This is a genomic window from Methylophilus sp. DMC18 (genome assembly GCF_056314005.1).
Genome location: NZ_JBQUZE010000002.1, coordinates 296,584 through 318,956 on the forward strand (window position 1 = coordinate 296,584; position 22,373 = coordinate 318,956).

The following is a 22,373-nucleotide window of genomic DNA, read 5'->3' on the forward strand; positions in this document are numbered from 1 at the left end:
TTAACTAAAACAACATTCTAACATAGACACATAGCAGTCATGATGTTTGGCCTACTTCGCTCAAGGAATGCGCAAGAACGCCGTTAATAGAGTTGAGTCATAAAAGAAACTGACTGGCATTAGTGTAATTGATCCCGACATGGCACTTGATGGCAATGATTTATACTCGGGCATGATTTTAGCTGGAGCACACTTATGGTGACACTCACCGAAGCAAGAGCCAACCGCACCGTTAAAGATTGGGTGGCTTTTTTTAAGGCGGCAGAGATTCCGGTCTTGCGGCAGACGGCCAGAGAGATCGCTCAATTACAGGCGCGTGAAGATGAAACGGGCGCCCGTGACATTACCCGTGTGGTCATTAATGATCCGCTCATGATGTTCAAGGTGTTGGCGTACGCCAATAATCATCGCAGCCGTCATCAGTTACAGGACCTGGTACAGGTCGAGCAGGCAATTATCATGATGGGCACTGGCACGTTTTTCGCGCAGATTCCTACTGTTCCGCATGTGGAAGATGTGCTGCATGAGCATATGTCCGCCTTGATCGATTTGCTCAAGCTCATGATACGGGCTCACCGTGCCGGTTATTTTTCCGCAGAGTTTGCTTCGCATTTGATGGATTTGCACGCAGAAGAGGTGAGGGTGGCAGCCTCGCTGCATGATTTTGCCGAAATGCTCATGTGGTGCTTTAACCCGGATGCGATGGGCGAAATCAGCCAGCGCCAGGACGCAGATAAAACCTTGCGTAGCCGGGTTGTTCAACAAGAGGTGCTGGGTTTCAGATTGCTGGAGTTACAGGCCGAGCTGGTGCAGGTCTTTAACTTGCCGCCATTGCTCAGTGACCTGATGGACGAGGCGCGCGCAGACCTGCCCAGGGTGCGTAATGTGCAGTTAGCCGTGAATCTGGCCAGACATTCTGCCGACGGCTGGGATAATGCCGCCTTGCCCGATGACTACAAAGATATTGCCGAGTTGCTGCATGTTGATGTTGAGCGGGTCAAACATATCGTCGGCGTGCCACAACATTAGTCTTGTGCGGCTTGTTCGCTTGCGATCAGGCGCTCATGACGCTGGGCCAGCACATCGGTGACAGCCTGATGTAGCCGGTCAATCACTTGCTCCCAGGCTTCGTCATCCCCCTGTCTGAACAGGCGCATGCCTGGATACCACGGACTGTCTTCGCGCTGTTGTAACCAGCGGAAATGGGCATGTTGCGGCAGTAATAACCAGACCTCTTTGCCTAAGGCCGCAGCCAAATGCGCGACGGCCGTGTCGACTGATATCACCAGATCCATTTGCATGATCAGCCCCGCAGTGGCGGTGAAGTTTATTAATTCCGGGTGATGACATTCCAGCATGGGAAACCGTTTGAGCATGATATGGTCTTCGCGCCTGAACTCTTTTTGCAAGCTGTGCCATTCGACTTCCATATTCAGCAGAGGCGCCATCAGAAAGAGCGGAATACTGCGCCACTGATCATATTTGTTCGTCGCCTCGCCACACCAGTTGAGCCCGATGCGCAACCGACGGCCCGGCCCCAGTAATTGTTGCCAGGGTTCACTGTGGCGTGCCTCTACCCCCAGATAAGGCAAGCTGGCTGGTATCGTATCCAGTTGCGTGTTAAACACCGCTGGCAAGCTCAGCATGGGGCAGAATACGTCAAAATGCGGCAGGCTACGTCCATCCTGGCAAACGACCAGAATCGTTGCGTCATGCGCCCAATACTCATTAAACAGGTCAAATAAAGCCTCAGGGACGGCCAATACCAGATGGTTAGGTTTGCAGGCTTGAACCATAGGCAGGTAACGGCAATATTGCAGGGTGTCGCTCAACGTCTGCTCGGCCCAGATCAGAATGGTTTTGCCGACCAGAGCGCCTGCTGATGACCATAACAAGTTTAAATCTGGCCGGTGTTTGTCCGCAAGCACTTGAAAACGCGCCGCATACAGCGGCCAGCCGGCTTCGAATTCTCCGCGTGCCAATCGCAGCATACTCATGGTATATCTGGCTTGCGCATGATTCGGCGCCAATTTAAGCGCCGTCTCCAGGCAGGCGTAAGCCTCATCGTGCTGCCTGTTTTCATACAGCGCCAAGCCCAGGTGGCATTGGGCAGCCGCATACCCAGGGTTCAACTGCAAGGCCAGGCGGAAATCGGCAATCGCTTCAGTGTACTTCCCCAGCTGGCATAACACCACGCCACGGTTGTTGTAGGGTAAATGCAAATTCGGTTGATAGCGGATAGCTTCATCAAAACTTAGCACGGCCTCTTGTGGCTTGCCCTGTGATTGCAGAATCAAGGCGCGCTGATGATAGGCATCGGCAAAGTCAGGCTGTATGCGGATCGCCTCGTTCATGCATAACAGTGCATCGTCTGTCTGTTGCAGTTGCATGCATAACACCCCCAGACGATAGTGAAAATGGGCATGCTCCGGATGCGCCACCACTGCCTGTCGTAAAACATTGGCTGCCTGGTCGACTTGCTGCAGTTGCAGCATCAGGTCAGTACATTCGGTAAAAGCGGGTAGTCGTTGCGGGTCAAGCTTGATGGCGGTACGCAGGCGCAAAATGGCTTCTTGTGTTCTACCCAGGTTTTTCAGTGCGCGTGCATCCAGGTAATAAAGCTGTGCCTGTTTGGCATCCAGGGCAATGGCTTGTTTGTAGCACTCATGCGCCGCCTTGAACTGTTGTGTGCGCATATGCAGGTTGCCTAGCTGCACTCGCAGTTCCAGCAGGTCAGGCCGCAAACTGATCGCTTGCAGCAAATATTGCTCAGCCGCATGAAACTCCTGGTTTTGCAGCATTAGGCCTGCCAGCTTCTGATAGGCATCCCACTTCTGCGGATCGGCAGCAATCAGTTTCAGCAGTTTTGCAATGGCTTCATTGTTCATGGGATAACTGGCAACACTTCAAGCGATTGCGGGCGACCTTAAATGGATGGATGGCGGATTAAGGTACAATAAGCAGCTGTCAGCGTCAACGACCTGAATGTCATTTACCCTAAAGAAAGGAAACTCAATGCTGATCAAACTGATCATGTACGGCCTGTTGTTCTGGTTAGCCGTCTGGGGCTATCGCCAATATCAGCAGCCTTCTACACGCGTCAGCGTCGGCATGAAAGCTCCGGCATTCAGTCTGCCAGATGCCCAGGGAAACCTGCGGCAACTCTCCGAATGGCAGGGTAAATGGCTGGTGCTTTATTTTTATCCCAAAGATGACACGCCTGGTTGTACGCGCGAAGCTTGCCAGTTCAGGGATGATATCCAGCAGATCCATGCCCTGGGTGCCGAGGTGGTAGGTATCAGTGTCGATACCGTTGCCAGCCATGCCGCATTTGCGCAAAAACACCGCTTGTCTTTTCCGTTGCTGGCAGACAGCAATGGTCAGGTGGCTGATGCCTATGGCGCCTTGTTTAAACTTGTCGTCTTCCAGGCCGCCAAGCGCATGACCTTTATTGTTGACCCGCAAGGCGTCGTTGCCGAGTCTTACAGCAACGTCAACCCTGACGGGCATAGCGAGGCCATCATTCGTGACCTCAAGCGTCTGTCGGCTTTTTAGTGAGTATCACCATGCAAGCCCTTTCTCTGATCGTCGCCCATGCAGACAACCGTGTCATTGGTCACAATAATCAGTTGCCCTGGCACCTGCCCGAAGACCTCAAGCGGTTCAAACAACTGACCATGGGACACCACATTATTATGGGCCGCAAAACCTATGAGTCGCTGGGTCGCTTGTTGCCCGGACGCACCACGGTAGTCGTCACTCGCGATACTGAATACGCGGTTGAAGGGGCCAAGGTTGTACATTCACTGCCACAAGCGCTTGCAGCCTGTGCCGGTGATGAAGAACCCTTTCTGATTGGCGGCGCGGAGTTGTATGCACAGGGCCTGCCTTACGTCACGCGGCTATACATTACGCGGGTATATGCACATGTCGGCGGCGATGCATTTTTCCCGGAAATCGAGATGCATGAGTGGGAATTGGTGAGTGAGGAAGGGCATACCTCGGAGAATGGCTTGCATTATAGTGATATGGTTTATCAGCGGCGATGATAGAAGCCTTTGGCTTGATGCATCGAAAAAAGAATAAGGTTATTGTTTTTTCGATGCTTAATCTCAATCCAAGTTAGTCCAGTTTTTCGTCATTCCGGCGTAGGCCGAATTCATGCAAGGTTAATACTAATCTGATTAAAATTGAAGAGCGCGTATTGAATTTGCTGCAAGTCTTCTTAGATATTTACGGAATTCCACCTTTCTTTTTCGCCTGTAGGCGAGTTACTTTCTGTTGCTTGTCCCACAGAAAGTAACCACAACTAACGGAGTGTTGCGGCGTAGGCTAACCTTTAGGTTAAGCCACAAAGTGGCGGCCGTAGCCAAAGAAGAGGGCACCCAGCCATCACGGCCTACGGCTTCCTTGCGTTGTTGGCTAAGGCCGCTACGCTTAACATTGCTGCGCAAGTTAGCCTACGCCGTAACAGAATGCGCTGCAGTCTTAGTTATCAACAAAGTGGGCGTCCATCGAAACTCGCCCTAGCGGCTTGCACAAAACGCAAGCCACCGCGGAACTCGAACAGCCGATGGCCGACATCCCCCACTTCGTCTGCGCTACTCAGCGTGATGGGATGGGATTTATCTCATCAAAATCACACTGTTGAAATTTGGACCGTTCAAAAACTCAAATTCTTTTCTTTTTAGCCCACAAACGGTGGCGCTCATGGGTTTTCGGGCCCCTATCTGCCGCGCCGAGTAGCGCAGCCAACAAGCGGAAGCTAGGGTGTCTTGTTCTTTGCCTTCTTTCTTATGGACAAGCATAAGAAAGAACGGTCGCCTAAAAGGCGAAATAAATCATTCACCCATCCTGTTAATGCCTAATACAACCTTGTTCAATGTACGCAAAGAAAGGTGACTAGCTCACAGGCGAAACAGAGGTCTCGGTAAAATAGCAAAGGCAACCATTAAGTTGCCTTTGCTCAAGCTCACAAAAAAGAAAGCTCAGTAAAAAACAGCTGAGTGAAGCTAAAGAGCTAATCTTCCTGCTGCACACAATCCACGTAATACACGGCTTTACCATCCACGACTTGCTTCACAAGGCCATGGTTATCGGTCTCAAAGCCCGGGAATTTCTCGTTGAATTCGCGTGCAAATTTGAGGTAGTTCACAATGACCTTGTTAAAGCGTTCACCTGGAATCAGCAGCGGAATGCCTGGTGGGTAGGGGGTTAAGAGCACAGCAGTGACACGGCCTTCGAGTTCATCAATGGCCACGCGCTCAATTTTGCGGTGGGCCATTTTTGAGAAGGCGTCCGTCGGTTTCATGGCTGGCACCATGTCAGACAGATACATTTCTGTAGTCAGGCGGGCGACATCATTAGCTTTGTAGACTTCGTGAATTTGTGTACACAAATCTTTGAGGCCTACGCGTTCATAGCGTGGATGCTTCTGCACAAACTCTGGCAACACTTTCCATAATGGCTGGTTTTTGTCGTAGTCGTCTTTAAACTGTTGTAATGCGGCGACCATGGTGTTCCAGCGGCCTTTGGTAATGCCGATGGTAAACATGATAAAGAACGAGTAGAGACCGGTTTTTTCGACGATCACGCCGTGTTCAGCCAGGTACTTGGTCACAATCGCTGCCGGGATGCCGAATTCTTCTGAGAATTCACCATCTACATCCAGCCCGGGCGTGATGATGGTGGCTTTGATCGGGTCCAGCATGTTAAAGCCTTCGGCCAGGTTGCCAAAGCCGTGCCAGCGCTCATTGGCTTTCAGCATCCAGGCATCTCGTTCTTCCAGGCCGTCTTCGGACAAGTCGGTCGGGCCCCAGACTTTAAACCACCAGTCGGTACCCCATTCTTCATCCACCTTACGCATGGCACGGCGGAAGTCCAGGGCTTCTTTGAGGGATTCTTCTACCAGGGCGGTGCCGCCTGGGGCTTCCATCATGGCGGCAGCCACGTCACAGCTGGCAATAATCGAGTATTGCGGGCTGGTAGAGGTGTGCATGAGATAAGCTTCGTTGAACACATCGCGGTCCAGGCGGTTCTGGTCAGCATCCTGTACCAGAATCTGCGAGGCCTGGCTTAGGCCAGCCAGCAGTTTGTGCGTAGACTGTGTGGAGAACACCATGGATTCTTTACACCGTGGGCGGTCTGCGCCAATTGCGTGGTAGTCACCATAAAAGTCATGGAAGGTCGCGTGTGGCAGCCAGGCTTCATCGAAGTGCAGGGTGTCGATCTTGCCATCCAGCATTTCCTTGATTTCTTCAACGTTGTACAGCACGCCGTCATAGGTAGATTGCGTGATGGTCAGTACGCGTGGCTTGGCGTTTTTGTCGGTGGCAAACGGGTTGCGTTCGATTTTCTTCTGGATGTTTTCCCAGGCAAACTCGCTTTTCGGAATCGGGCCGATAATACCAAAGTGGTTACGCGTTGGCATCAGGAATACCGGCACCGCCCCGGTCATGATGATGGAGTGCAATACGGATTTATGGCAGTTACGGTCAACCACCACGATGTCACCAGGCGCGACGGTGGAGTTCCAGACGATCTTGTTCGAGGTCGAGGTGCCGTTAGTGACAAAATAGAGGTGATCGCAGTTGTAAATACGTGCGGCATTGCGCTCGGAAGCGGCCACCGGGCCGGTATGATCCAGCAATTGACCGAGCTCATCTACTGCGTTACAAACGTCTGCCCGCAGCATATTCTCGCCAAAAAACTGGTGGAACATCTGGCCGACCGGTGATTTCAGAAACGCGACGCCACCGGAGTGACCGGGGCAGTGCCAGGAGTAGGAACCATCAGCCGCGTAATGCGTCAGTGCCTTGAAGAAGGGCGGTGGCAGGCTGTCCAGGTAGGCCTTGGCTTCGCGGATAATCAGGCGCGCCACAAATTCTGGCGTATCCTCGTTCATATGGATAAAGCCATGCAATTCACGCAGCACATCGTTTGGAATGTGGCGGCTGGTGCGGGTCTCGCCATGCAAAAAGATCGGAATCTCTTCGTTACGGTAACGGATTTCCTGTACAAAATTACGCAGTTGCTCGATGGCTTCTGGTTTCTCTTCAACGATTTCCTCATCGTCAATTGACAGGATAAACGCCGAGGCACGGCTTTGCTGCTGGGCGAAAGAGGTGAGGTCGCCGTAGCTGGTCACACCAAGCACCTCCAGACCTTCGTCTTCGATCGCTTTGGCCAACACACGGATGCCCAGGCCAGACGAGTTTTCCGAGCGAAAATCTTCGTCAATAATCACAATGGGAAATCTAAATTTCATAAAGGAATCCTTTTACCGCTTAAGACACAGAGGCACAGGGAAAGTCAGCGCTTAACCCTGTGCCTCTGTGGTGAAATGTTCTGGTTGTGTTCAAGAGTGTGATTATATCTTTGGTAATGTGACACCAATTTGACCTTGGTATTTGCCACCACGGTCTTTATAACTGGTTTCACAAACTTCATCAGACTCCAGGAACAGCACTTGTGCACAGCCTTCACCCGCATAAATCTTGGCTGGCAAAGGCGTCGTGTTACTAAACTCCAGCGTTACATAGCCTTCCCACTCAGGTTCAAACGGTGTCACATTGACAATAATGCCGCAGCGCGCGTAAGTGGACTTGCCCAGGCAAATCGTTAACACGGAACGCGGGATGCGGAAATATTCGACCGTACGTGCCAGTGCAAACGAGTTGGGAGGAATGACGCAATAGCCTTTGCCTGAGACCTCGACAAAAGACTGTGGGTCAAATGCCTTGGGGTCGACAATGGTGCTGTTGATGTTGGTGAACACGCGGAATTCGTCCGCACAACGGATATCGTAGCCGTAAGAGGAGGTGCCGTAAGACACGATTTTTTGACCATTCACCTCGCGGACCAGCGTGGGCTCGAACGGCTCGATCATGCCGTGTTGTTCAGCCATCCTGCGTATCCATTTATCAGACTTAATGCTCATTACGATATCCAGTCATTTGCGTCATCAACGCATGCAATAAAGAGAAAAAAGCGGAGTTTAAACTCCGCTTTTAGTGAGTGCAAATAATAACAACAATTACAGTTAAATTTGCAAATTTTTTTGGCTTTGAGGCGAATTAATCTACCTAGGAGGCATGAGCCCCCAAGGTTTACTTATCGCCGCCTAATTCAATGCTGTAACGCCAGAACTGATCTTCCGCTTCAAAAATCACTTTGGACGCTTCAGGATCGCGGCTGCCAGCAGGGTACTGATGGACCGGACGCTTGTCTTCTGCCCAGGCTTTCACCACTGGATCCACCAAGCGCCATTGTGCTTCGGCTTCAGAAATATGCAGGTAGTTGGAGTTGTCACCTTGCATCAGGTTCAGCAGCAAGGCCTCGTAAGCATCTACGGAGTCGTCTGCATCCCAACGGTTGGCTGCATCCAGCTGGATAGTACGGGTTTGTACATCCAGACCAGGAATCTTGGACTGGATTTCGAGCTTGATGCACTCACGTGGCTGGATGCCGATGATGAGCCAGTTTTGATCTTGGTCATTGATTTGCAATGGCGCTTTTTTGAAGCGGATAGCAATACGGGTATCGGCTTCGTGCAGGCGCTTGGCGGTGCGGATGTAGAAAGGCACCCCTTTCCAGCGTGGGTTATCAATAAACAGTTTCAAGGCAGCATAGGTTTCTACCACGCTGTCATTGTTGCCCAGCTCTTCGAGGTAGCCAGGCACTTTTTCGCCATTGATTTCACCGGCACTGTATTGCGCGCGGAAAGCATGCTTTTCCAGTTCGTTGACTGGGATAGGACGAATCTGCTCCAGCAACTTGATTTTAGCGTCGCGTACGCCTTCCGGTGACAGGTCTTTTGGCAGCTCCATGGCGGTCAGTGCCAAGGTTTGCAGAATATGGCTTTGCAACATATCGCGCAGAGCACCTGTGCTGTCGTAGAACTGCGTACGGTCGCCTACACCCAGCATTTCGGTGTTGGTGATTTGCACGTGGTCAATGTACTGGTTGTTCCAGATCGGCTCTAACACGGTATTGGTAAAGCGTTGCAGCAAGATGTTTTGCAGCGCGGATTTGCCCAGGTAGTGGTCGATACGGTAAATCTGGCTTTCTTTCAGGTGCTTGGTGATGGCAGCCTGCAGTTCTTTGGCAGATGGCAGATCGGTACCGAATGGTTTTTCGATCACCACGCGGCGCCAGTATTTGTCTTCCTGAGTCAGGCCTACATTGGCCAGTGATTCAACGACTGGTGCAAAGTCTACCGGACGTACTGAGAGGAAGTAAGCCAGGTTCTGCGGAAATACTTTTTCGTCGCTCAGCGTGGCTTTCAGTTTGTTGAACGCGTCTGGGTCAGTCGGTGGGTTGGCATGGTAGAAGTTACGGGCGATAAAGCGCTCGAAGACTTTCTGGTCATAGCCTTTTTTGAATTTGGTATCCAGCATGGATTTGATGTCTGCACGCCAGGCATCCAGATCAACCACTTGACGGCCAACGCCGATAATTTTCATGTCATCAGGCAGGCGGCCCAGCAGGTCTAGCCTGAACAAACCAGGATACAATTTTACGCGGGCAAGGTTGCCACTCGCGCCAAATAATACCAGGGTGCATGGATCAATTTTATTCGTCATTTCTAACCTTAAGATAAAAATGTAAACGGGAAAGGGCAGGCCTTTCCCATATGTTTATGACTAGCGCTAATAAGTTCTTAAACTTAGTCGTGTCAGCATGTGGCTATGAACAAATAAGCAAAAGCCTCTCATCATGAGAGGCTTATATCACTTACTTGGTTTTCACTGAGTGGCCACCGAATGCATTACGCATCAGTGACAGCAGCTTGTAGCTATAGCCTTCTGAGTCTTGGCTTCTGAAACGTGCTTGCAATGCAGTGGTCAACACTGGCGCTGCCACACCTTGCTCAACCGCTTCAACCACGGTCCAGCGGCCTTCACCGGAGTCAGCAACGTATGGTGCAATTTCTTGCAGGCTTTGGTCTTGTTTGAGTGCTTCAGCCGTCAAGTCAAGCAACCAGCTGCGTACCACGGAACCATGACGCCACAGTTCAGTGATTTGTGCCAAGTCCAGGTTGAACTCTTCTTTACCTTTGATCAGGTCCAAACCTTCAGCAAAGGCTTGCATCATGCCGTATTCGATCCCGTTGTGGATCATTTTAGTGAAGTGACCGGAACCGACAGGACCAACGTGTGCCCAGCCGCGATCCGCGTGGGTCAATGCCTGTGCATATGGAGCCAATACATCAGCATATTGTTTTTCACCGCCGTACATCAGGCAGTAGCCGTTATCCAGGCCCCAAACGCCGCCGGAAGTACCACAGTCGATAAAGCCGATACCATGCTCGGCCAACATTGCGCCACGGCGCTGACTATGTTTGTAGTTTGAGTTGCCGCCATCGACGATGATGTCGCCTTTGTTCAGCATTGGGATCAAATCTTTGATTTGATTTTCGGTGATTTCGCCAGCGGGCAACATCAACCAAACAATTTTTTGGCCTTCGAGTTTGCTAACTGCATCCGCAACGGAGGTCGCTGCTTCCAGGCCTTCTTCTTTAACCAGTCTGTTAACGAATTCGGTGTTAAAGTCAAAACCAACCACGTTAATTTTGTGACGCAGCAAGCGAGCAGCCATGTTACCGCCCATTTTGCCCAAGCCAATCATTGCTAATTTCATTCGGATTTTCCTATGGTGTGAGGATAGTTTAAGAGACACCCATCTTTTGGATGGCATGAACCCGATCAGTGCTTCGGATAATTTTGCAGAATTATCATGTCGAGTCAGCTATAATTATAACAAATGCAGTCACGGTCTAAAAGGCTGCGCAAGCTTTTTTGTATTGTTTTTTACAGGTTTTCTATGTCTTTGAATGCTCAAACCCGTTGGCACACGTTTCAATCCCAGGAAGAAATCAACCAGGCAGCACTTAACAGAATTCTGGCGGCTGCCGACGCCGCCATTGCCAAGCATGGCAGTTTTCTGATTGTGCTGGCAGGCGGCAGTACGCCCAAGGCGGTGTATCAGTTGTTGGCAAAAGCTGATGCCGACTGGTCCAAATGGCATGTCTATCATAATGATGACCGCTGTTTGCCAGTCGATCATGTGGAGCGCAACAGCAAAATGGCCCGCGATGCCTGGTTAAGCCATGTGGCGATTCCTGAAAGTCAGATTCATGATATTCCGGCCGAGCTTGGCAATGTGGCTGGTGCGCTGGCTTATAGCGAGATCCTTAAAGGTGTGCGCACCTTTGATCTGGTGATTTTGGGGCTGGGTGAAGATGGGCATACTGCTAGTTTATTCCCAGGCCAGGCGGTTGATAACAGTGCCGATGCCGTGCCAGTGTTTAACTCGCCCAAACCGCCCGCGGATCGCATTACGATTAGCCAAAAGCGTCTGAACGATACGCATGAGGTCATGTTTCTGGTGACGGGCGCGGGTAAGCAGGAGGCGGTGGATAACTGGCGTAAAGGTGTAGCGATTCCGGCGACATTAATCCAGTCACCGAATGGCGTGGATGTCTATTGCTTTGGTGTGGTTTTGAGCTAAATCGTTTTAAGCTCCCGAGAACATAAAGGCCACAGAGAGAACTCTTTGTGGCTTTTTTATCACCCTGTGCGTGCTGTCGCTAAGATGGTTTTTTATTTTGCTTGGCCAGTAACTGCTCGAGCAAGCCAATTTGCTGTTGCTGCAAATCTATGAGTTCCTGCCATTGTTGCTCGCGCAAGCCATCCATTTTTTCATGCAGCAGCAAAATCTCCAATTCTGCTTTCAAATTCACTTCATAGTCATGCTCTGCATGTTTGCGGTCTATTTCTGCTTGCCGGTTCTGCGACATCAGGATGATGGGGGCTTGTATCGAGGCCAGCATAGACAAAAACAGATTGAGCAGAATATAAGGATAGGGGTCAAACGCACGGTCATATTTGAGCAAAATGACCGAGTTCAGCACGACCCAGGCGATCAGCACCAGAGCAAACACAAAAATAAACGTCCAGGAGCCGCCAAAACGAGCTACTGCATCGGCGGCCCGTTGAGCGGTGGTCATACTACCGTCACTCTCATCTGCCGTATTGCGAGACACATGCCTGCGCTCGGTCAGGTGCCGGGCGACGCGCTGGGTGTGCGCGTCCATGGCGTCATAATCCTTGCCGATCAGCGTTTCTGCAATCTCATGTTCACTGGCGGTCATTGCAGTCGGTCGGCTTGATTGATTATGTATTTTGAATGACGATGTTGGGGAACTTGGCACTGTGGTCCAGGCTGGCAATGGCGATTTTGCTTGCTGCTTTGCGTGCAATTTCTTTATACGTTTTTGCAATGGCGCCATCCGGCATGGCGACTACGGTAGGCTGGCCACCGTCTGCTTGCATGCGGATATTGATATCCAGCGGCAAACTGCCGAGCAACTCCACGTTGTAGTCTTTAGCCATCAAGGCGCCGCCGCCTGCGCCAAAAATATGCTCTTCATGGCCGCAGTTGGAGCAGATATGCGTACTCATGTTCTCTACAATGCCTAAAATCGGGATGCCGACTTTTTCGAACATTTTCAGGCCCTTGCGCGCGTCGAGCAGGGCTATGTCTTGTGGGGTGGTGACGATAATCGCGCCGGTGACCGGAATTTTTTGTGCCAGAGTCAGCTGGATGTCGCCGGTGCCAGGAGGCAGGTCAATCACCAAATAATCCAGATCCTGCCAGCGTGTATCGCGCAGCAATTGCTCCAGAGCGCCGGTCACCATCGGGCCGCGCCACACCATGGGCGTGTCGGTATCGACCAGAAAGCCGATGCTCATGGCCTGGATGCCATGCGCACGCATCGGTTCTATGCTCTTGCCATCGGCGCTATCCGGGCGGCCGGAAATGCCTAGCATCTGTGGCTGGCTAGGCCCGTAAATATCCGCATCGAGCAAGCCGACGGTGGCGCCTTCAGCAGCCAAGGCCAGTGCCAGATTGACTGACGTGGTGGATTTGCCCACGCCGCCTTTACCAGACGCCACGGCAATCACGTTTTTCACGTTAGGCAGTAAGTTGACGCCGCGTTGCACGCTATGCGCCACAATGCGGCTGCCAACATTGACGGTGATTTTGCCAATGTCGGCAATGCTTTTTAATGCCTCGGTAATTTGTGCACGAATCAGGTCCAGTTGCGTCGCTGCAGGGTAGCCTAGCACCACATCCAGGCTGACATCATTGCCATTGACTTGTATATTTTTGATTGATTTGCTGCTGACAAAATCCTTGCCAGTATTAGGGTCTATGCTCAGTTTGAGCGTGCTTTGAATCACAATATCGCTGATGGCCATGCCTTGAATTCCCGCAGAAATGCCTGACTAATTAAATCAGGAATTCTACTCCATCCCCCCTGATTCGTCATGCAATCTCTGCGTTAGTCGTAGCAGGCTGTGAGCGCACACAGGGGCTATGGTCAGGATAGTGCTTTTGAAACGTCTCAAAGCAATGCGCCCAGCTCCACTGGCTGCGCGCCTGCTCGCGTATCGCCGCCTTATCCAGCGATGAACACTGCACAATAGCTTGCGCAAGATCTTGCGTAAAATCTTCGGCCAACATGCCTGAAAAACCATGTTTGATCACATCTCTGGGCCCCGTCACATCAAATGCTGCCACGGGTAGGCCGTTGCACATCGCCTCTATCATCACAATGCCAAATGTATCGGTGCGGGAGGGGAAAGCAAACACATCATGCTGCGCATATAACGCCGCCAGCGCCTTGCCATATTGATAGCCGACAAAATTGACGCGCGGGTATTTTTGCTTAAGCTGGCTTAAATAAGGACCATCGCCAGCGATAGTAATATCAAACTGATCCTGATGCTCACATAGCGCATCCAGGTTTTTTTCACGGCTCACCCGGCCGACGTTCAACACGCGCAATTTTTGTCCGGCCACTGGCGGCTGCGCAACGCTCAATAACTGTTCAGAGACCCCCCGCGACCAAATCACCAAGTGCTTGAATCCATGCGCCTGTAAAGTCTGGCGCATACTTTCGGTGGTGACAAAGGTGGCATGTGCGCCTTGGTGAAACCAGCGTAAATAAGCATAGGTCCAGCGTGCGGGGATCCGCCACATTAATTCGAGGTATTCAGGAAAGCGCGTGTGATAGGAGGTCGTAAACGCAATCCCGCGCGATTTGCACCAGTGGCGTGCCACCAGGCCCATGACGCCCTCGGTGGCAATATGCAATTGTTTAGGCTGGATGCGATTGAGTGTGCGCCACAGGCGCAAGGGTTGGATATTGAGCTGGATTTCAGGATAAAACGGCAACGGTATCCAGCGATACAGGCTAGGGTGCAAGACACGAAAACGCAAGTTGCGTGATTTGGCCACCCGCCGCAGGTTTTTATAGGTCGTAGAGACGCCATTGGTTTGCTGAAAAGTGTCCGTCACAATCAACATCGTCATCATGCAAGCTCCGCAACAAGGTGCCATGATCTTGCCAAGCCAGCATGACGAGTTTATGAACATCTCGCTTTAAAGCTGCGATAACCATTGCCCAACTGATCATCCCTGCGCACATGCTTCACGGGTGTTCAGCTCGCTGTAAGTTTTGACCATGCCCCGGTAAGTTAAGCGTAAGGCTGGCTTGCTAAGGTAAGCACATCGACGACAGCAGCACGCAAGCCGCTAAAAGTCTCGGTAATACACGCTTTAGTTTCAGTTAAACAATAATTCTGGAGAACACGCATGAACAAACTACTTGCACTCACCTTGTTAGCCATCAGCTATACCCATCATGCCAATGCAGATACCCTGCTGCAAACCGCAGATCAGGAAGGCAACTTCAAAACCTTTTTACAAGCCGTGAAGACCGCTGGCCTGGAAAGTACGCTGAACGAAAAAGGCCCGATCACCCTGTTTGCCCCTAACGATGCTGCCTTTGCCAAGTTGCCAAAAGCAAAACTTAAAGCGTTAATGGCTAACCCCACTGAGCTCAAAAAAGTGCTCAGCTACCATATCTATCCAGGCAAAATTACCTCGGCAGACGTGAGCGCTGGCAAGGTTAAATCGCTAGAAGGTGCAGACTTGAAACTCACTGTGACTGATGGTGTAAAAGTGGACAATGTCAAAGTGATTGGTGATGAAATCAATGCAGATAACGGTGTGATCCATACCATGAGTGCGGTGCTGATTCCAAAAGGTTAAACCGATTTCATGCAAGGCACCCTGTCTTCAAGCAGCCTCGGGTTAAGCTAAAGGCAGGGTTTTCAATCAGGCTGTTATATGTCACCCTATAGACCAGATTAATGCATATTGGATCGCAATAATTGGTCTTGTCGTCTGCAACATGAGCATGTGATGACATACCTCATGTTGCATTGCTTTATCTTATATCAAAGCATGCACCTCAAATCGAATTAGAATCTTACCGAGAGTTTGCCCATCACAGCGGCAACTTTTCTCATTGCTTGCGTGTTTCGCGGTTACTTGCTCTATCTTGCCAAGGTGCTAAGGAGACATGGTTTGATCAATATTCAAGACAGTCCGTCGCATGCCCTGCCATTACCAGCAGTACTAGATACCTTTGATACCCAAAAAACAGGCTTATCCAGCGCTGTTGCCATGGCACGTTTGCGCATGGTTGGTGAGAATCGATTGCCCCAGCCCAGCGCAAAGTCAATGTGGCTCCGGTTAGCCTTGCAATTTCATAATCCACTTATTTACGTTTTGATGGTGGCGGGCATTGCTACTTTTACGCTGCATGATTATGTGGATGCAGGGGTGATTGCGGCGGTGATCATAATTAATGCACTGATCGGCTTTGTGCAGGAGGGAAAGGCTGAGGAAGCGCTAAAAGCAGTGCGCTCGTTAATGGCAACGCGGGCAAAAGTGTTGCGTGATGGGCAGCAAGCAGACATAGACGCCAGTCTATTGGTGCCTGGAGATGTGGTGATATTGGAGCCCGGTGATCTCGTGCCTGCAGACTTGCGACTGATGCAGGTGAAAAATTGCTTTGTCATGGAAGCCGCGCTAACAGGTGAGTCTGTCCCTGTTGAAAAAAATATAGACATTGTTGCGGTGGAGACGCCTGTTGCAGACCGCCTTTGTATGGCCTATTCCAGTACATTGGTCACCGCGGGGTATGCGCATGGCGTTGTGGTAGCCACGGGCAAACAGACCGAAATCGGCAAAATCGGCACCATGGTCAGCGATGAGCAAAGCTTAGAGACGCCATTAACCCGTCGCCTGGGCCTGTTTGCAAAACAAGTGACGCTGCTTATTTTAATCATCGGCGTCTTCTCTTTTGCCTTTGGTTATTGGGTGAGACAGATGCCATTGCTGGACTTATTTGTAGCCGTGGTGGGCTTGGTGGTGGCAGCCATTCCAGAGGGCTTGCCTGCGATTGTGGCTATCGTGCTTGCCATTGGAACGCGGGTAATGGCGAAAAACAAGGCAATTGTCCGTCGACTGGCCGCAGTAGAAACACTGGGTTCCGTGACCGTGATCTGTTCTGATAAAACGGGGACGCTCACCTGTAATCAAATGACTGCGGAGACGGTCATCTTGCCAGAGCAAACGCTCAACGTATCTGGCCTGGGCTACGCCCCTAAAGGCGACTTTTTTAAAAATGGCGAGTGGCTTGATGTGACTCTTGCCCATGACCTACAGAGTTTGCTCATGTGCGCCACGCTGTGTAACGATGCGGGGGTTGAGCAAAACGAGGAGGGCGCCTGGGAGCTGATAGGCGACCCTACAGAAGGCGCACTGCAAACGCTCGCCGCTAAAGCCGGCGTAGACAAACTGAACTTGCATCAACGCTACCCCAGGCTGGATTGCATACCGTTTGAGTCTGAGCATCAATACATGGCGACTTTGCATCACAGTCAGAAGGGTGAAGGTGTGGTGTTGCTCAAAGGCGCACCAGAAACTGTACTGGCGCATTGTCAGCGCGATCTGTCAGGTCCGCTGGATCTTGAGCGTTGGGAAGCACGCATGGCAGAAGCTGCCAAACGCGGAGAACGCGTGCTGGCGTTAGCCAGACGCATCCTGCCCACGAATAGCACCACATTGTCGATGGCTGCGATGGATGACAATTTTGAACTGCTTGGCATGGTGTGCATGCTGGATCCTCCGCGTGCGGAAGCGATGGCAGCCGTCGCAGAGTGCCAGGCCGCCGGGTTGCGTGTGGTGATGATCACGGGCGACCATGCCATCACTGCCAGTGCCATCGCCAAACAGATAGGTTTGAATGCCAGTGCCATCCTTTCTGGCGAACAGATAGAAAAAATGGATGATGCTGAGCTTCGCGAACAGATGAAAACGGTGGATGTGATTTCCAGAGCATCGCCGCAACACAAATTGCGCCTGGTGAAAGCGTTGCAATCGCTTGGCGAGTTGGTTGCCATGACCGGCGATGGGGTCAATGACGCGCCTGCGATCAAGGTCGCTGATATTGGGGTGGCGATGGGTAATAAAGGCACTGCCGCTGCCCGCGAAGCGGCTGATCTGGTGTTAACCGACGACAACTTTGCCACCATCAGCAACGCAGTCAAAGAAGGGAGAGTGGTACTCGATAATATCAAAAAGTCGATGTTGTTTATTTTGCCGACCGATGTTGCGGAAGCCGGGGTCATTCTACTTGCCATCCTTGGCGGATTATCATTGCCCATCACAGCTAGTCAGATTTTATGGATCAATACTGTCACAGCCGTGACGTTTTCGCTTGCCATTGCCTTTGAGCGGCCTGAACGCGGTGTGATGCAAAGGCCGCCCAGATTGCCCACAGAACCCCTGATTACCAAGCTGTTTGCAACAAGAATTATTATTGTCAGCGCCCTGCTCATGGCATTCACTTTTACAGCCTTTGAGTGGGAGTTATTGCGTGGGCACAGTTTGGCGATGTCTAGAACAACTGCCGTCAATATGCTGATCCTGTGCCAGATGGCTTATTTATTCAATGTTAAATACTTTACGCATTCATCCATGCGGATTTCAGCCTTCATCGAGAATCGAATCACTTTAGTCGTTTGTGGCGTGATGATCGTCTTGCAAGCTTTATTTACTTATTCGCCGTGGATGCAATCGGTGTTCAGTACTGAACCTATTGATGTTGCTAGCTGGTTATTTATTCTGGCCTTCGCCATCTTGATGTTTTTAGTGATTGAGCTGGAAAAAGCGGTGTTGCGTACTTTTAAGGTGCAAGTCATATAGCAAGTGCAAGGCAGAAGGAGGGAATAAATCAGTTTTTAGGGGTGACCTCGGCAGCCATTTCAGCTTCTTCATCAGCAGGAATGACCAGAATAGGTTTGGAGGAGTGGTCACTGATCCAGGTTTGATGGGTTTGGTTGGCGCTTGCGGACAAGCTAAAACCTAAAAATGAGAGCGGGTCACAAATCAATGCTCTTATTTTGCTGGCGTGTTCGCCTATGCCTCCTGTAAACACCAATGCATCAATGCCGCCTGCTTTTGCCGCATAACTTCCTATCATGGCACGCACGCTACGGGCAAAGTAATTCACCGCAAATTTTGCAGCAGGGCTGTCGCTTTCAAGCAGGGTTTGAATGTCGCTACTTTCGCCGTTAGAGAGCGCGAGCAGGCCGCTTTGATGAAAAATAAGATCCTCTAATTGTGTGTGATCCAATTCTTTTGCCAGTGCCAGCATCACGCCGGGATCCAGGTCGCCACTGCGCGTCGCCATCGGGATGCCGCCTGCTGTGCTGTAACCCATGCTGGTATCGACAGATTGCAGATTTTCAAGCAGGCATAAACTGCATCCGCTGCCAAGATGGGCCACAACGATGTGGCCTTGCGTGATCGTATGGTCCAGCAATCCAGGTAGCTGCTTGGCGATATGCGCATAATTCAAACCATGAAAGCCAAATCGACGTAGCTGCGCTGATTCGGGGATAGCGTAGCGGTAGGACAATGCGGGCAGATTGTAATGAAAACCGTTGTCAAAACATGCCCACTGCGACAGTCGGGGGTGGTCGGAATAGTGATTTGCACAAAGCCTGACCCCCAACAAATTGAGTGGGAGATGCAACGGTGCGAATGAAATCAGTTTTTCAAGACGATCTTGCTCTTCCACCGTCAGTAAACGCGCCGTGTCCTCAATATGGCCGCCAAACACAAAACGGTGGGCGACACGGGTTGGGCGGGCAGCCCCCAGCGCTACAAAAAGCTGTTTAAATGCAGCCTCAAAGCCTTCTGTCACTGGCAGATGCGGGGTTATACGATAATGGTAATTCTGGCGGGCTTTGTCAGATGCAAAGTAGGCCGCTTTGAGGCTGGACGAGCCACAGTTGATCACCAGTAAAGACTGGTCATCATTTAACATGTTTTGCGTGCTTACTTCTGCCATTGCCACTCATCCTCTTCAGGCATATCCACGCCATGTTCATAGGCATATTCACAGCAGGCAATCTGGCGGTTCAGGAGTTCCTCTTGCACATGGGCACCGATATTGCGTAGGCCGGGGATACGGTAAATGGCCTCAATCGCCAGGCTGAAACGATCAATCTTATTCTGGATGGCCAGTTCCAGCGGTGTGTTGATACTGCCTTTTTCGCGATAGCCCCTCACGTGCAGGTTGGCATGATTGGCGCGCCGGTAAGTGAGCCTGTGAATCAGGTAGGGGTAGCCGTGAAAATTGAACAAGATGGGCTTGTCCGTTGTAAACAAGCGGTCAAACTCCTTATCGGATAAGCCATGCGGATGCTCGCTATCCGGTGTCAATTTATATAAATCGACGACATTGATAAAGCGGATTTTTAGCGAAGGGAAGTGGTGCATGAGCAGCTGGGTTGCCGCAAGCGCTTCCTTGGTAGGAATGTCACCCGCACATGCCATAATCAAGTCGGGTTCGCTTCCCGCGTCGCTGCTGGCCCAGTCCCAAATCCCCAGCCCTTTTGTACAATGGATAGTCGCACTTTCAATATCCAGATACTGAAGGTGTTTTTGTTTGTCGCAGACAATCACATTAATGTAATCTGTGCTGCGCAAACAGTGGTCCGCCACAGAAAGCAGGCAGTTGGCGTCGGGAGGTAAATAAATGCGTGTAATTTCCGGGCTTTTGTTAACCACAAGGTCTAGAAAGCCTGGGTCTTGATGCGTGAAACCATTATGATCTTGTCGCCAGACAGTAGAAGTAATCAATAAATTCAAAGAAGAAACCGGCGCACGCCAACTGACTTTTTTTGACATATCCAGCCACTTGGCATGCTGGTTGAACATGGAGTCGATCACGTGTACAAATGACTCATAAGTGGATAAGAAACCATGCCTGCCTGTGAGCAGGTAACCTTCCAGCCAACCTTCCAGCGTGTGCTCAGACAAGTACTCCATGACTTTGCCATCCGCCGCCAGCTCGCCACCATCGTCATCCTCAGGCAATCTATCCGCCAGCCAGGTCTTTTTACTGGCGGTGTAAACGTCTTGCAGCTTGTTCGAGCTGGTTTCATCAGGCCCAAATACGCGGAAATTGTTGGGGTTGGCTGATATCACGTCGCGCAACAGGCAACCCAGCGGTTGCGTATTGGAGTGGAGGGCGCCTTCTGCCCGCGATGCCGTGACCGCATACCGGCGGTAGTCTGGTAAAGCCAGTGGCTGGCGTAACAGTCCGCCATTGGCATGCGGATTGGCACTCATGCGACTGGTGCCGCAAGGGGCTAACTCAGCCAGCTCAGGCAACAGACGCCCCTCTGCATCAAATAAGCTTTCAGGTTGATAGCTGCGCAACCACGATTCCAATTGCGCAAGATGCTCAGGGTTCTCCGCGGGTTTGCTGATTGGCACTTGATGCGCGCGCCAGCTGTTTTCCACTTGATGCCCATCCACCGTTTTGGGGCCAGTCCAGCCTTTGGGGCTGCGTAACACAATCATGGGCCAGCGAGGGCGGCTGGTATCATTGTTGGTTCTCGCGTTTTGCTGGATATCCTTAATTGACTGAATAGCGGTTTCAAGCGCTTGCGCCATCTCATGATGCATGCGCTCGGGATCATTCCCCTCCACAAAAATAGGTGTCCAGCCATAGCCCTTGAACAACTCTTCCAGTTCCTGGTGTGATATCCGCGCCAATACGGTGGGATTGTTAATTTTGTAGCCATTGAGATGCAACACCGGTAACACCGCCCCATCCCGAATAGGGTTCAGGAACTTGTTTGAATGCCATGCGGTGGCCAAGGGGCCAGTCTCCGCCTCACCATCACCGACCATCACAGCGACCAATAAATCCGGATGATCAAAAGCAGCCCCAAAGGCATGCGAAAGGCTATACCCCAGTTCACCGCCTTCATGAATGGAGCCCGGCAATTCAGGTGTGCAATGGCTGCCAAATCCACCTGGAAACGAAAAGTCTTTGAAGAAAGTACGCATACCCACTTCGGTTTGGGCTTTGTCTGGGTAGATTTCGCTATAAGTGCCTTCCAGATAGGCTGGTGCGAGTACGCCGGGTGCGCCATGTCCAGGTCCAGCCAGAAAAATCGCATTCAAGTCGTATTTTTTGATCATGCGATTGATATGGATGTAAGTGAAGCTAAGGCCTGGACTAGAGCCCCAGTGGCCGAGTGGCCGTTGTTTGAGATGACAAGCTTCCAGCGGTTTTTTTAACAGTGGGTTGTCCTGCAAGTAAATCATCCCGGCAGCCAAATAATTACACGCCGACCAATAACGATTGATGCGGTTTAGTTCATTTTGATCTAATAAAACCCTGTGTTCAGTCATATGCGCAACCCTCTCATTTTCACTGATCATTTGAGTAGTATGTCACTCACCATGGCAAATGGTTTGGTATAAATCAAAAGAAACTATTTTGGAACAGGGATGTAGTGCGCTCATGTTGCGCCACTGGGCAGCTTTGAAAGCTTTTATAAAATACGAGCAGCGGGGTCAGAGTAAAAGTGAGATTTTTCTACTTTTACTTTGCCCAATTATTCTAAGATTTATGTGCTCGCATTTTGTTTAATAAAGGTATATTTTTTATACCATGATCACTTTTGAGTTTGACGAAGCAAAAAGTCAGGCCAATCTTCATGGCATTAACTTTATAGATGCTCAGGCGATATGGGATGATTCACGATTAGTGGAAATCCCAGCAAAAACTGAAGATGAACCGCGATATTTGATGATCGGACTGATCAATGGCAAGCATTGGTCTGCCGTGATTACCTACAGAGGTTTAAATGTCAGGCTGATTTCTGTTCGTCGCTCACGTACCGAGGAGGTGGAGCTTTATGAAGGCTAAAGATTTTGAACGGCAGTTTGATGACGACGTTGATATTACTGCTGCGCTGGATTTATCAAAAGCAACACGCGTCATGCAAGCGCAAAAAAGGGTGAATGTCGATTTTCCTACATGGATGATTGAGTCCCTTGACCGAGAGGCGTTACGGCTGGGGGTGACCAGGCAATCAATTATTAAAGTATGGCTTGCCGAGCGTCTTGAAAAATCTGTCTAA

Annotated in this window: 18 protein-coding genes; 8 read left to right on the forward strand and 10 right to left on the reverse strand. The window is 50.8% G+C overall.

What is annotated here, in order from left to right; all coding sequences use genetic code 11:
- The first annotated feature begins 195 nt into the window (after positions 1 to 195).
- Positions 196 to 1,029 (forward strand): HDOD domain-containing protein, encoded by an 834-nt coding sequence (locus ACT53G_RS05350; RefSeq protein WP_275355641.1) that lies wholly within the window; start codon positions 196 to 198, stop codon positions 1,027 to 1,029.
- On the opposite strand, the gene ACT53G_RS05355 is transcribed toward ACT53G_RS05350, so the two are convergent.
- Positions 1,026 to 2,888, reverse strand: a complete 1,863-nt coding sequence (locus ACT53G_RS05355; protein WP_476168888.1) for a tetratricopeptide repeat protein — start codon at positions 2,886 to 2,888, stop codon at positions 1,026 to 1,028. The two genes, ACT53G_RS05350 and ACT53G_RS05355, sit on opposite strands and share 4 nt — an antisense overlap.
- Before the next feature lie 127 nt (positions 2,889 to 3,015).
- On the opposite strand from ACT53G_RS05355, the gene ACT53G_RS05360 reads away from it, so the two are divergent.
- Together ACT53G_RS05360 and ACT53G_RS05365 are read left to right on the forward strand one after the other, a co-directional pair.
- Positions 3,016 to 3,555, forward strand: coding sequence for a peroxiredoxin (locus ACT53G_RS05360; protein ID WP_476168889.1), 540 nt, complete (start codon positions 3,016 to 3,018; stop codon positions 3,553 to 3,555).
- An 11-nt stretch (positions 3,556 to 3,566) separates the two neighbouring features.
- Complete coding sequence (locus ACT53G_RS05365; protein WP_476154358.1) at positions 3,567 to 4,049, forward strand: dihydrofolate reductase; 483 nt, start codon at positions 3,567 to 3,569, stop codon at positions 4,047 to 4,049.
- 971 nt (positions 4,050 to 5,020) lie between these two features.
- Here ACT53G_RS05365 and ACT53G_RS05370 read toward each other — a convergent pair.
- The 4 genes from ACT53G_RS05370 to gnd all read right to left on the reverse strand — a co-directional run bounded on the left by ACT53G_RS05370 (position 5,021) and on the right by gnd (position 10,641).
- Positions 5,021 to 7,267 carry an arginine/lysine/ornithine decarboxylase gene (locus ACT53G_RS05370; protein ID WP_194748003.1) on the reverse strand — a complete coding sequence of 749 codons (2,247 nt, stop codon included), beginning with the start codon at positions 7,265 to 7,267 and terminating at the stop codon, positions 5,021 to 5,023.
- A 102-nt stretch (positions 7,268 to 7,369) separates the two neighbouring features.
- On the reverse strand, positions 7,370 to 7,939 hold the full coding sequence (gene dcd / locus ACT53G_RS05375; RefSeq protein WP_275355635.1) for a dCTP deaminase: 570 nt from the start codon (positions 7,937 to 7,939) through the stop codon (positions 7,370 to 7,372).
- A 169-nt stretch (positions 7,940 to 8,108) separates the two neighbouring features.
- The gene (gene zwf / locus ACT53G_RS05380) at positions 8,109 to 9,584 is read right to left on the reverse strand and encodes a glucose-6-phosphate dehydrogenase (protein WP_275355634.1); all 1,476 of its coding nucleotides are present in this window, start codon (positions 9,582 to 9,584) and stop codon (positions 8,109 to 8,111) included.
- Positions 9,585 to 9,735: 151 nt separating this feature from the next.
- Positions 9,736 to 10,641 (reverse strand): phosphogluconate dehydrogenase (NAD(+)-dependent, decarboxylating), encoded by a 906-nt coding sequence (gene gnd, locus ACT53G_RS05385; protein ID WP_194747997.1) that lies wholly within the window; start codon positions 10,639 to 10,641, stop codon positions 9,736 to 9,738.
- A 183-nt stretch (positions 10,642 to 10,824) separates the two neighbouring features.
- Here gnd and pgl point away from each other — a divergent pair, with 183 nt between their 5' ends.
- A complete protein-coding gene (gene pgl, locus ACT53G_RS05390; RefSeq protein ID WP_379075729.1) occupies positions 10,825 to 11,511 on the forward strand; it encodes a 6-phosphogluconolactonase in 687 nt (228 codons plus the stop codon).
- 79 nt (positions 11,512 to 11,590) lie between these two features.
- Here pgl and ACT53G_RS05395 read toward each other — a convergent pair whose 3' ends face one another.
- The 3 genes from ACT53G_RS05395 to ACT53G_RS05405 all read right to left on the reverse strand — a co-directional run bounded on the left by ACT53G_RS05395 (position 11,591) and on the right by ACT53G_RS05405 (position 14,385).
- On the reverse strand, positions 11,591 to 12,154 hold the full coding sequence (locus ACT53G_RS05395; RefSeq protein ID WP_476168890.1) for a DUF1003 domain-containing protein: 564 nt from the start codon (positions 12,152 to 12,154) through the stop codon (positions 11,591 to 11,593).
- A gap of 22 nt (positions 12,155 to 12,176) precedes the next feature.
- Positions 12,177 to 13,265, reverse strand: coding sequence for an iron-sulfur cluster carrier protein ApbC (apbC, locus tag ACT53G_RS05400; RefSeq protein ID WP_275355630.1), 1,089 nt, complete (start codon positions 13,263 to 13,265; stop codon positions 12,177 to 12,179).
- A 67-nt stretch (positions 13,266 to 13,332) separates the two neighbouring features.
- Positions 13,333 to 14,385, reverse strand: a complete 1,053-nt coding sequence (locus tag ACT53G_RS05405) for a glycosyltransferase family 4 protein (protein WP_476168891.1) — start codon at positions 14,383 to 14,385, stop codon at positions 13,333 to 13,335.
- A gap of 279 nt (positions 14,386 to 14,664) precedes the next feature.
- Here ACT53G_RS05405 and ACT53G_RS05410 point away from each other — a divergent pair, with 279 nt between their 5' ends.
- Positions 14,665 to 15,123, forward strand: coding sequence for a fasciclin domain-containing protein (locus ACT53G_RS05410; RefSeq protein ID WP_476154364.1), 459 nt, complete (start codon positions 14,665 to 14,667; stop codon positions 15,121 to 15,123).
- Between the two features lie 318 nt (positions 15,124 to 15,441).
- Positions 15,442 to 18,129, forward strand: coding sequence for a cation-translocating P-type ATPase (locus tag ACT53G_RS05415; RefSeq protein ID WP_476168892.1), 2,688 nt, complete (start codon positions 15,442 to 15,444; stop codon positions 18,127 to 18,129).
- Between the two features lie 28 nt (positions 18,130 to 18,157).
- Here ACT53G_RS05415 and ACT53G_RS05420 read toward each other — a convergent pair whose 3' ends face one another.
- The gene (locus ACT53G_RS05420) at positions 18,158 to 19,279 is read right to left on the reverse strand and encodes an acetate/propionate family kinase (protein ID WP_476168893.1); all 1,122 of its coding nucleotides are present in this window, start codon (positions 19,277 to 19,279) and stop codon (positions 18,158 to 18,160) included.
- Positions 19,267 to 21,639, reverse strand: coding sequence for a phosphoketolase family protein (locus ACT53G_RS05425; protein WP_476168894.1), 2,373 nt, complete (start codon positions 21,637 to 21,639; stop codon positions 19,267 to 19,269). The genes ACT53G_RS05420 and ACT53G_RS05425 overlap by 13 nt, the downstream gene beginning before the upstream one ends.
- Before the next feature lie 262 nt (positions 21,640 to 21,901).
- Between ACT53G_RS05425 and ACT53G_RS05430 the strand changes: the two genes are divergently transcribed.
- Both ACT53G_RS05430 and brnA read left to right on the forward strand, forming a co-directional pair.
- Positions 21,902 to 22,159, forward strand: a complete 258-nt coding sequence (locus ACT53G_RS05430) for a BrnT family toxin (RefSeq protein ID WP_476168895.1) — start codon at positions 21,902 to 21,904, stop codon at positions 22,157 to 22,159.
- Positions 22,149 to 22,373, forward strand: a complete 225-nt coding sequence (gene brnA, locus ACT53G_RS05435; RefSeq protein ID WP_476168896.1) for a type II toxin-antitoxin system BrnA family antitoxin — start codon at positions 22,149 to 22,151, stop codon at positions 22,371 to 22,373. The genes ACT53G_RS05430 and brnA overlap by 11 nt, the downstream gene beginning before the upstream one ends.

Coding starts and splice junctions, on each gene's coding strand:
- ACT53G_RS05350 (WP_275355641.1), top strand. CDS start 196: ATGGTGACACTCACCGAAGCAAGAGCCAACCGCACCGTTAAAGATTGG.
- ACT53G_RS05355 (WP_476168888.1), bottom strand. CDS start 2,888: ATGAACAATGAAGCCATTGCAAAACTGCTGAAACTGATTGCTGCCGAT.
- ACT53G_RS05360 (WP_476168889.1), top strand. CDS start 3,016: ATGCTGATCAAACTGATCATGTACGGCCTGTTGTTCTGGTTAGCCGTC.
- ACT53G_RS05365 (WP_476154358.1), top strand. CDS start 3,567: ATGCAAGCCCTTTCTCTGATCGTCGCCCATGCAGACAACCGTGTCATT.
- ACT53G_RS05370 (WP_194748003.1), bottom strand. CDS start 7,267: ATGAAATTTAGATTTCCCATTGTGATTATTGACGAAGATTTTCGCTCG.
- dcd (WP_275355635.1), bottom strand. CDS start 7,939: ATGAGCATTAAGTCTGATAAATGGATACGCAGGATGGCTGAACAACAC.
- zwf (WP_275355634.1), bottom strand. CDS start 9,584: ATGACGAATAAAATTGATCCATGCACCCTGGTATTATTTGGCGCGAGT.
- gnd (WP_194747997.1), bottom strand. CDS start 10,641: ATGAAATTAGCAATGATTGGCTTGGGCAAAATGGGCGGTAACATGGCT.
- pgl (WP_379075729.1), top strand. CDS start 10,825: ATGTCTTTGAATGCTCAAACCCGTTGGCACACGTTTCAATCCCAGGAA.
- ACT53G_RS05395 (WP_476168890.1), bottom strand. CDS start 12,154: ATGACCGCCAGTGAACATGAGATTGCAGAAACGCTGATCGGCAAGGAT.
- apbC (WP_275355630.1), bottom strand. CDS start 13,265: ATGGCCATCAGCGATATTGTGATTCAAAGCACGCTCAAACTGAGCATA.
- ACT53G_RS05405 (WP_476168891.1), bottom strand. CDS start 14,385: ATGATGACGATGTTGATTGTGACGGACACTTTTCAGCAAACCAATGGC.
- ACT53G_RS05410 (WP_476154364.1), top strand. CDS start 14,665: ATGAACAAACTACTTGCACTCACCTTGTTAGCCATCAGCTATACCCAT.
- ACT53G_RS05420 (WP_476168893.1), bottom strand. CDS start 19,279: ATGGCAGAAGTAAGCACGCAAAACATGTTAAATGATGACCAGTCTTTA.
- ACT53G_RS05425 (WP_476168894.1), bottom strand. CDS start 21,639: ATGACTGAACACAGGGTTTTATTAGATCAAAATGAACTAAACCGCATC.
- ACT53G_RS05430 (WP_476168895.1), top strand. CDS start 21,902: ATGATCACTTTTGAGTTTGACGAAGCAAAAAGTCAGGCCAATCTTCAT.
- brnA (WP_476168896.1), top strand. CDS start 22,149: ATGAAGGCTAAAGATTTTGAACGGCAGTTTGATGACGACGTTGATATT.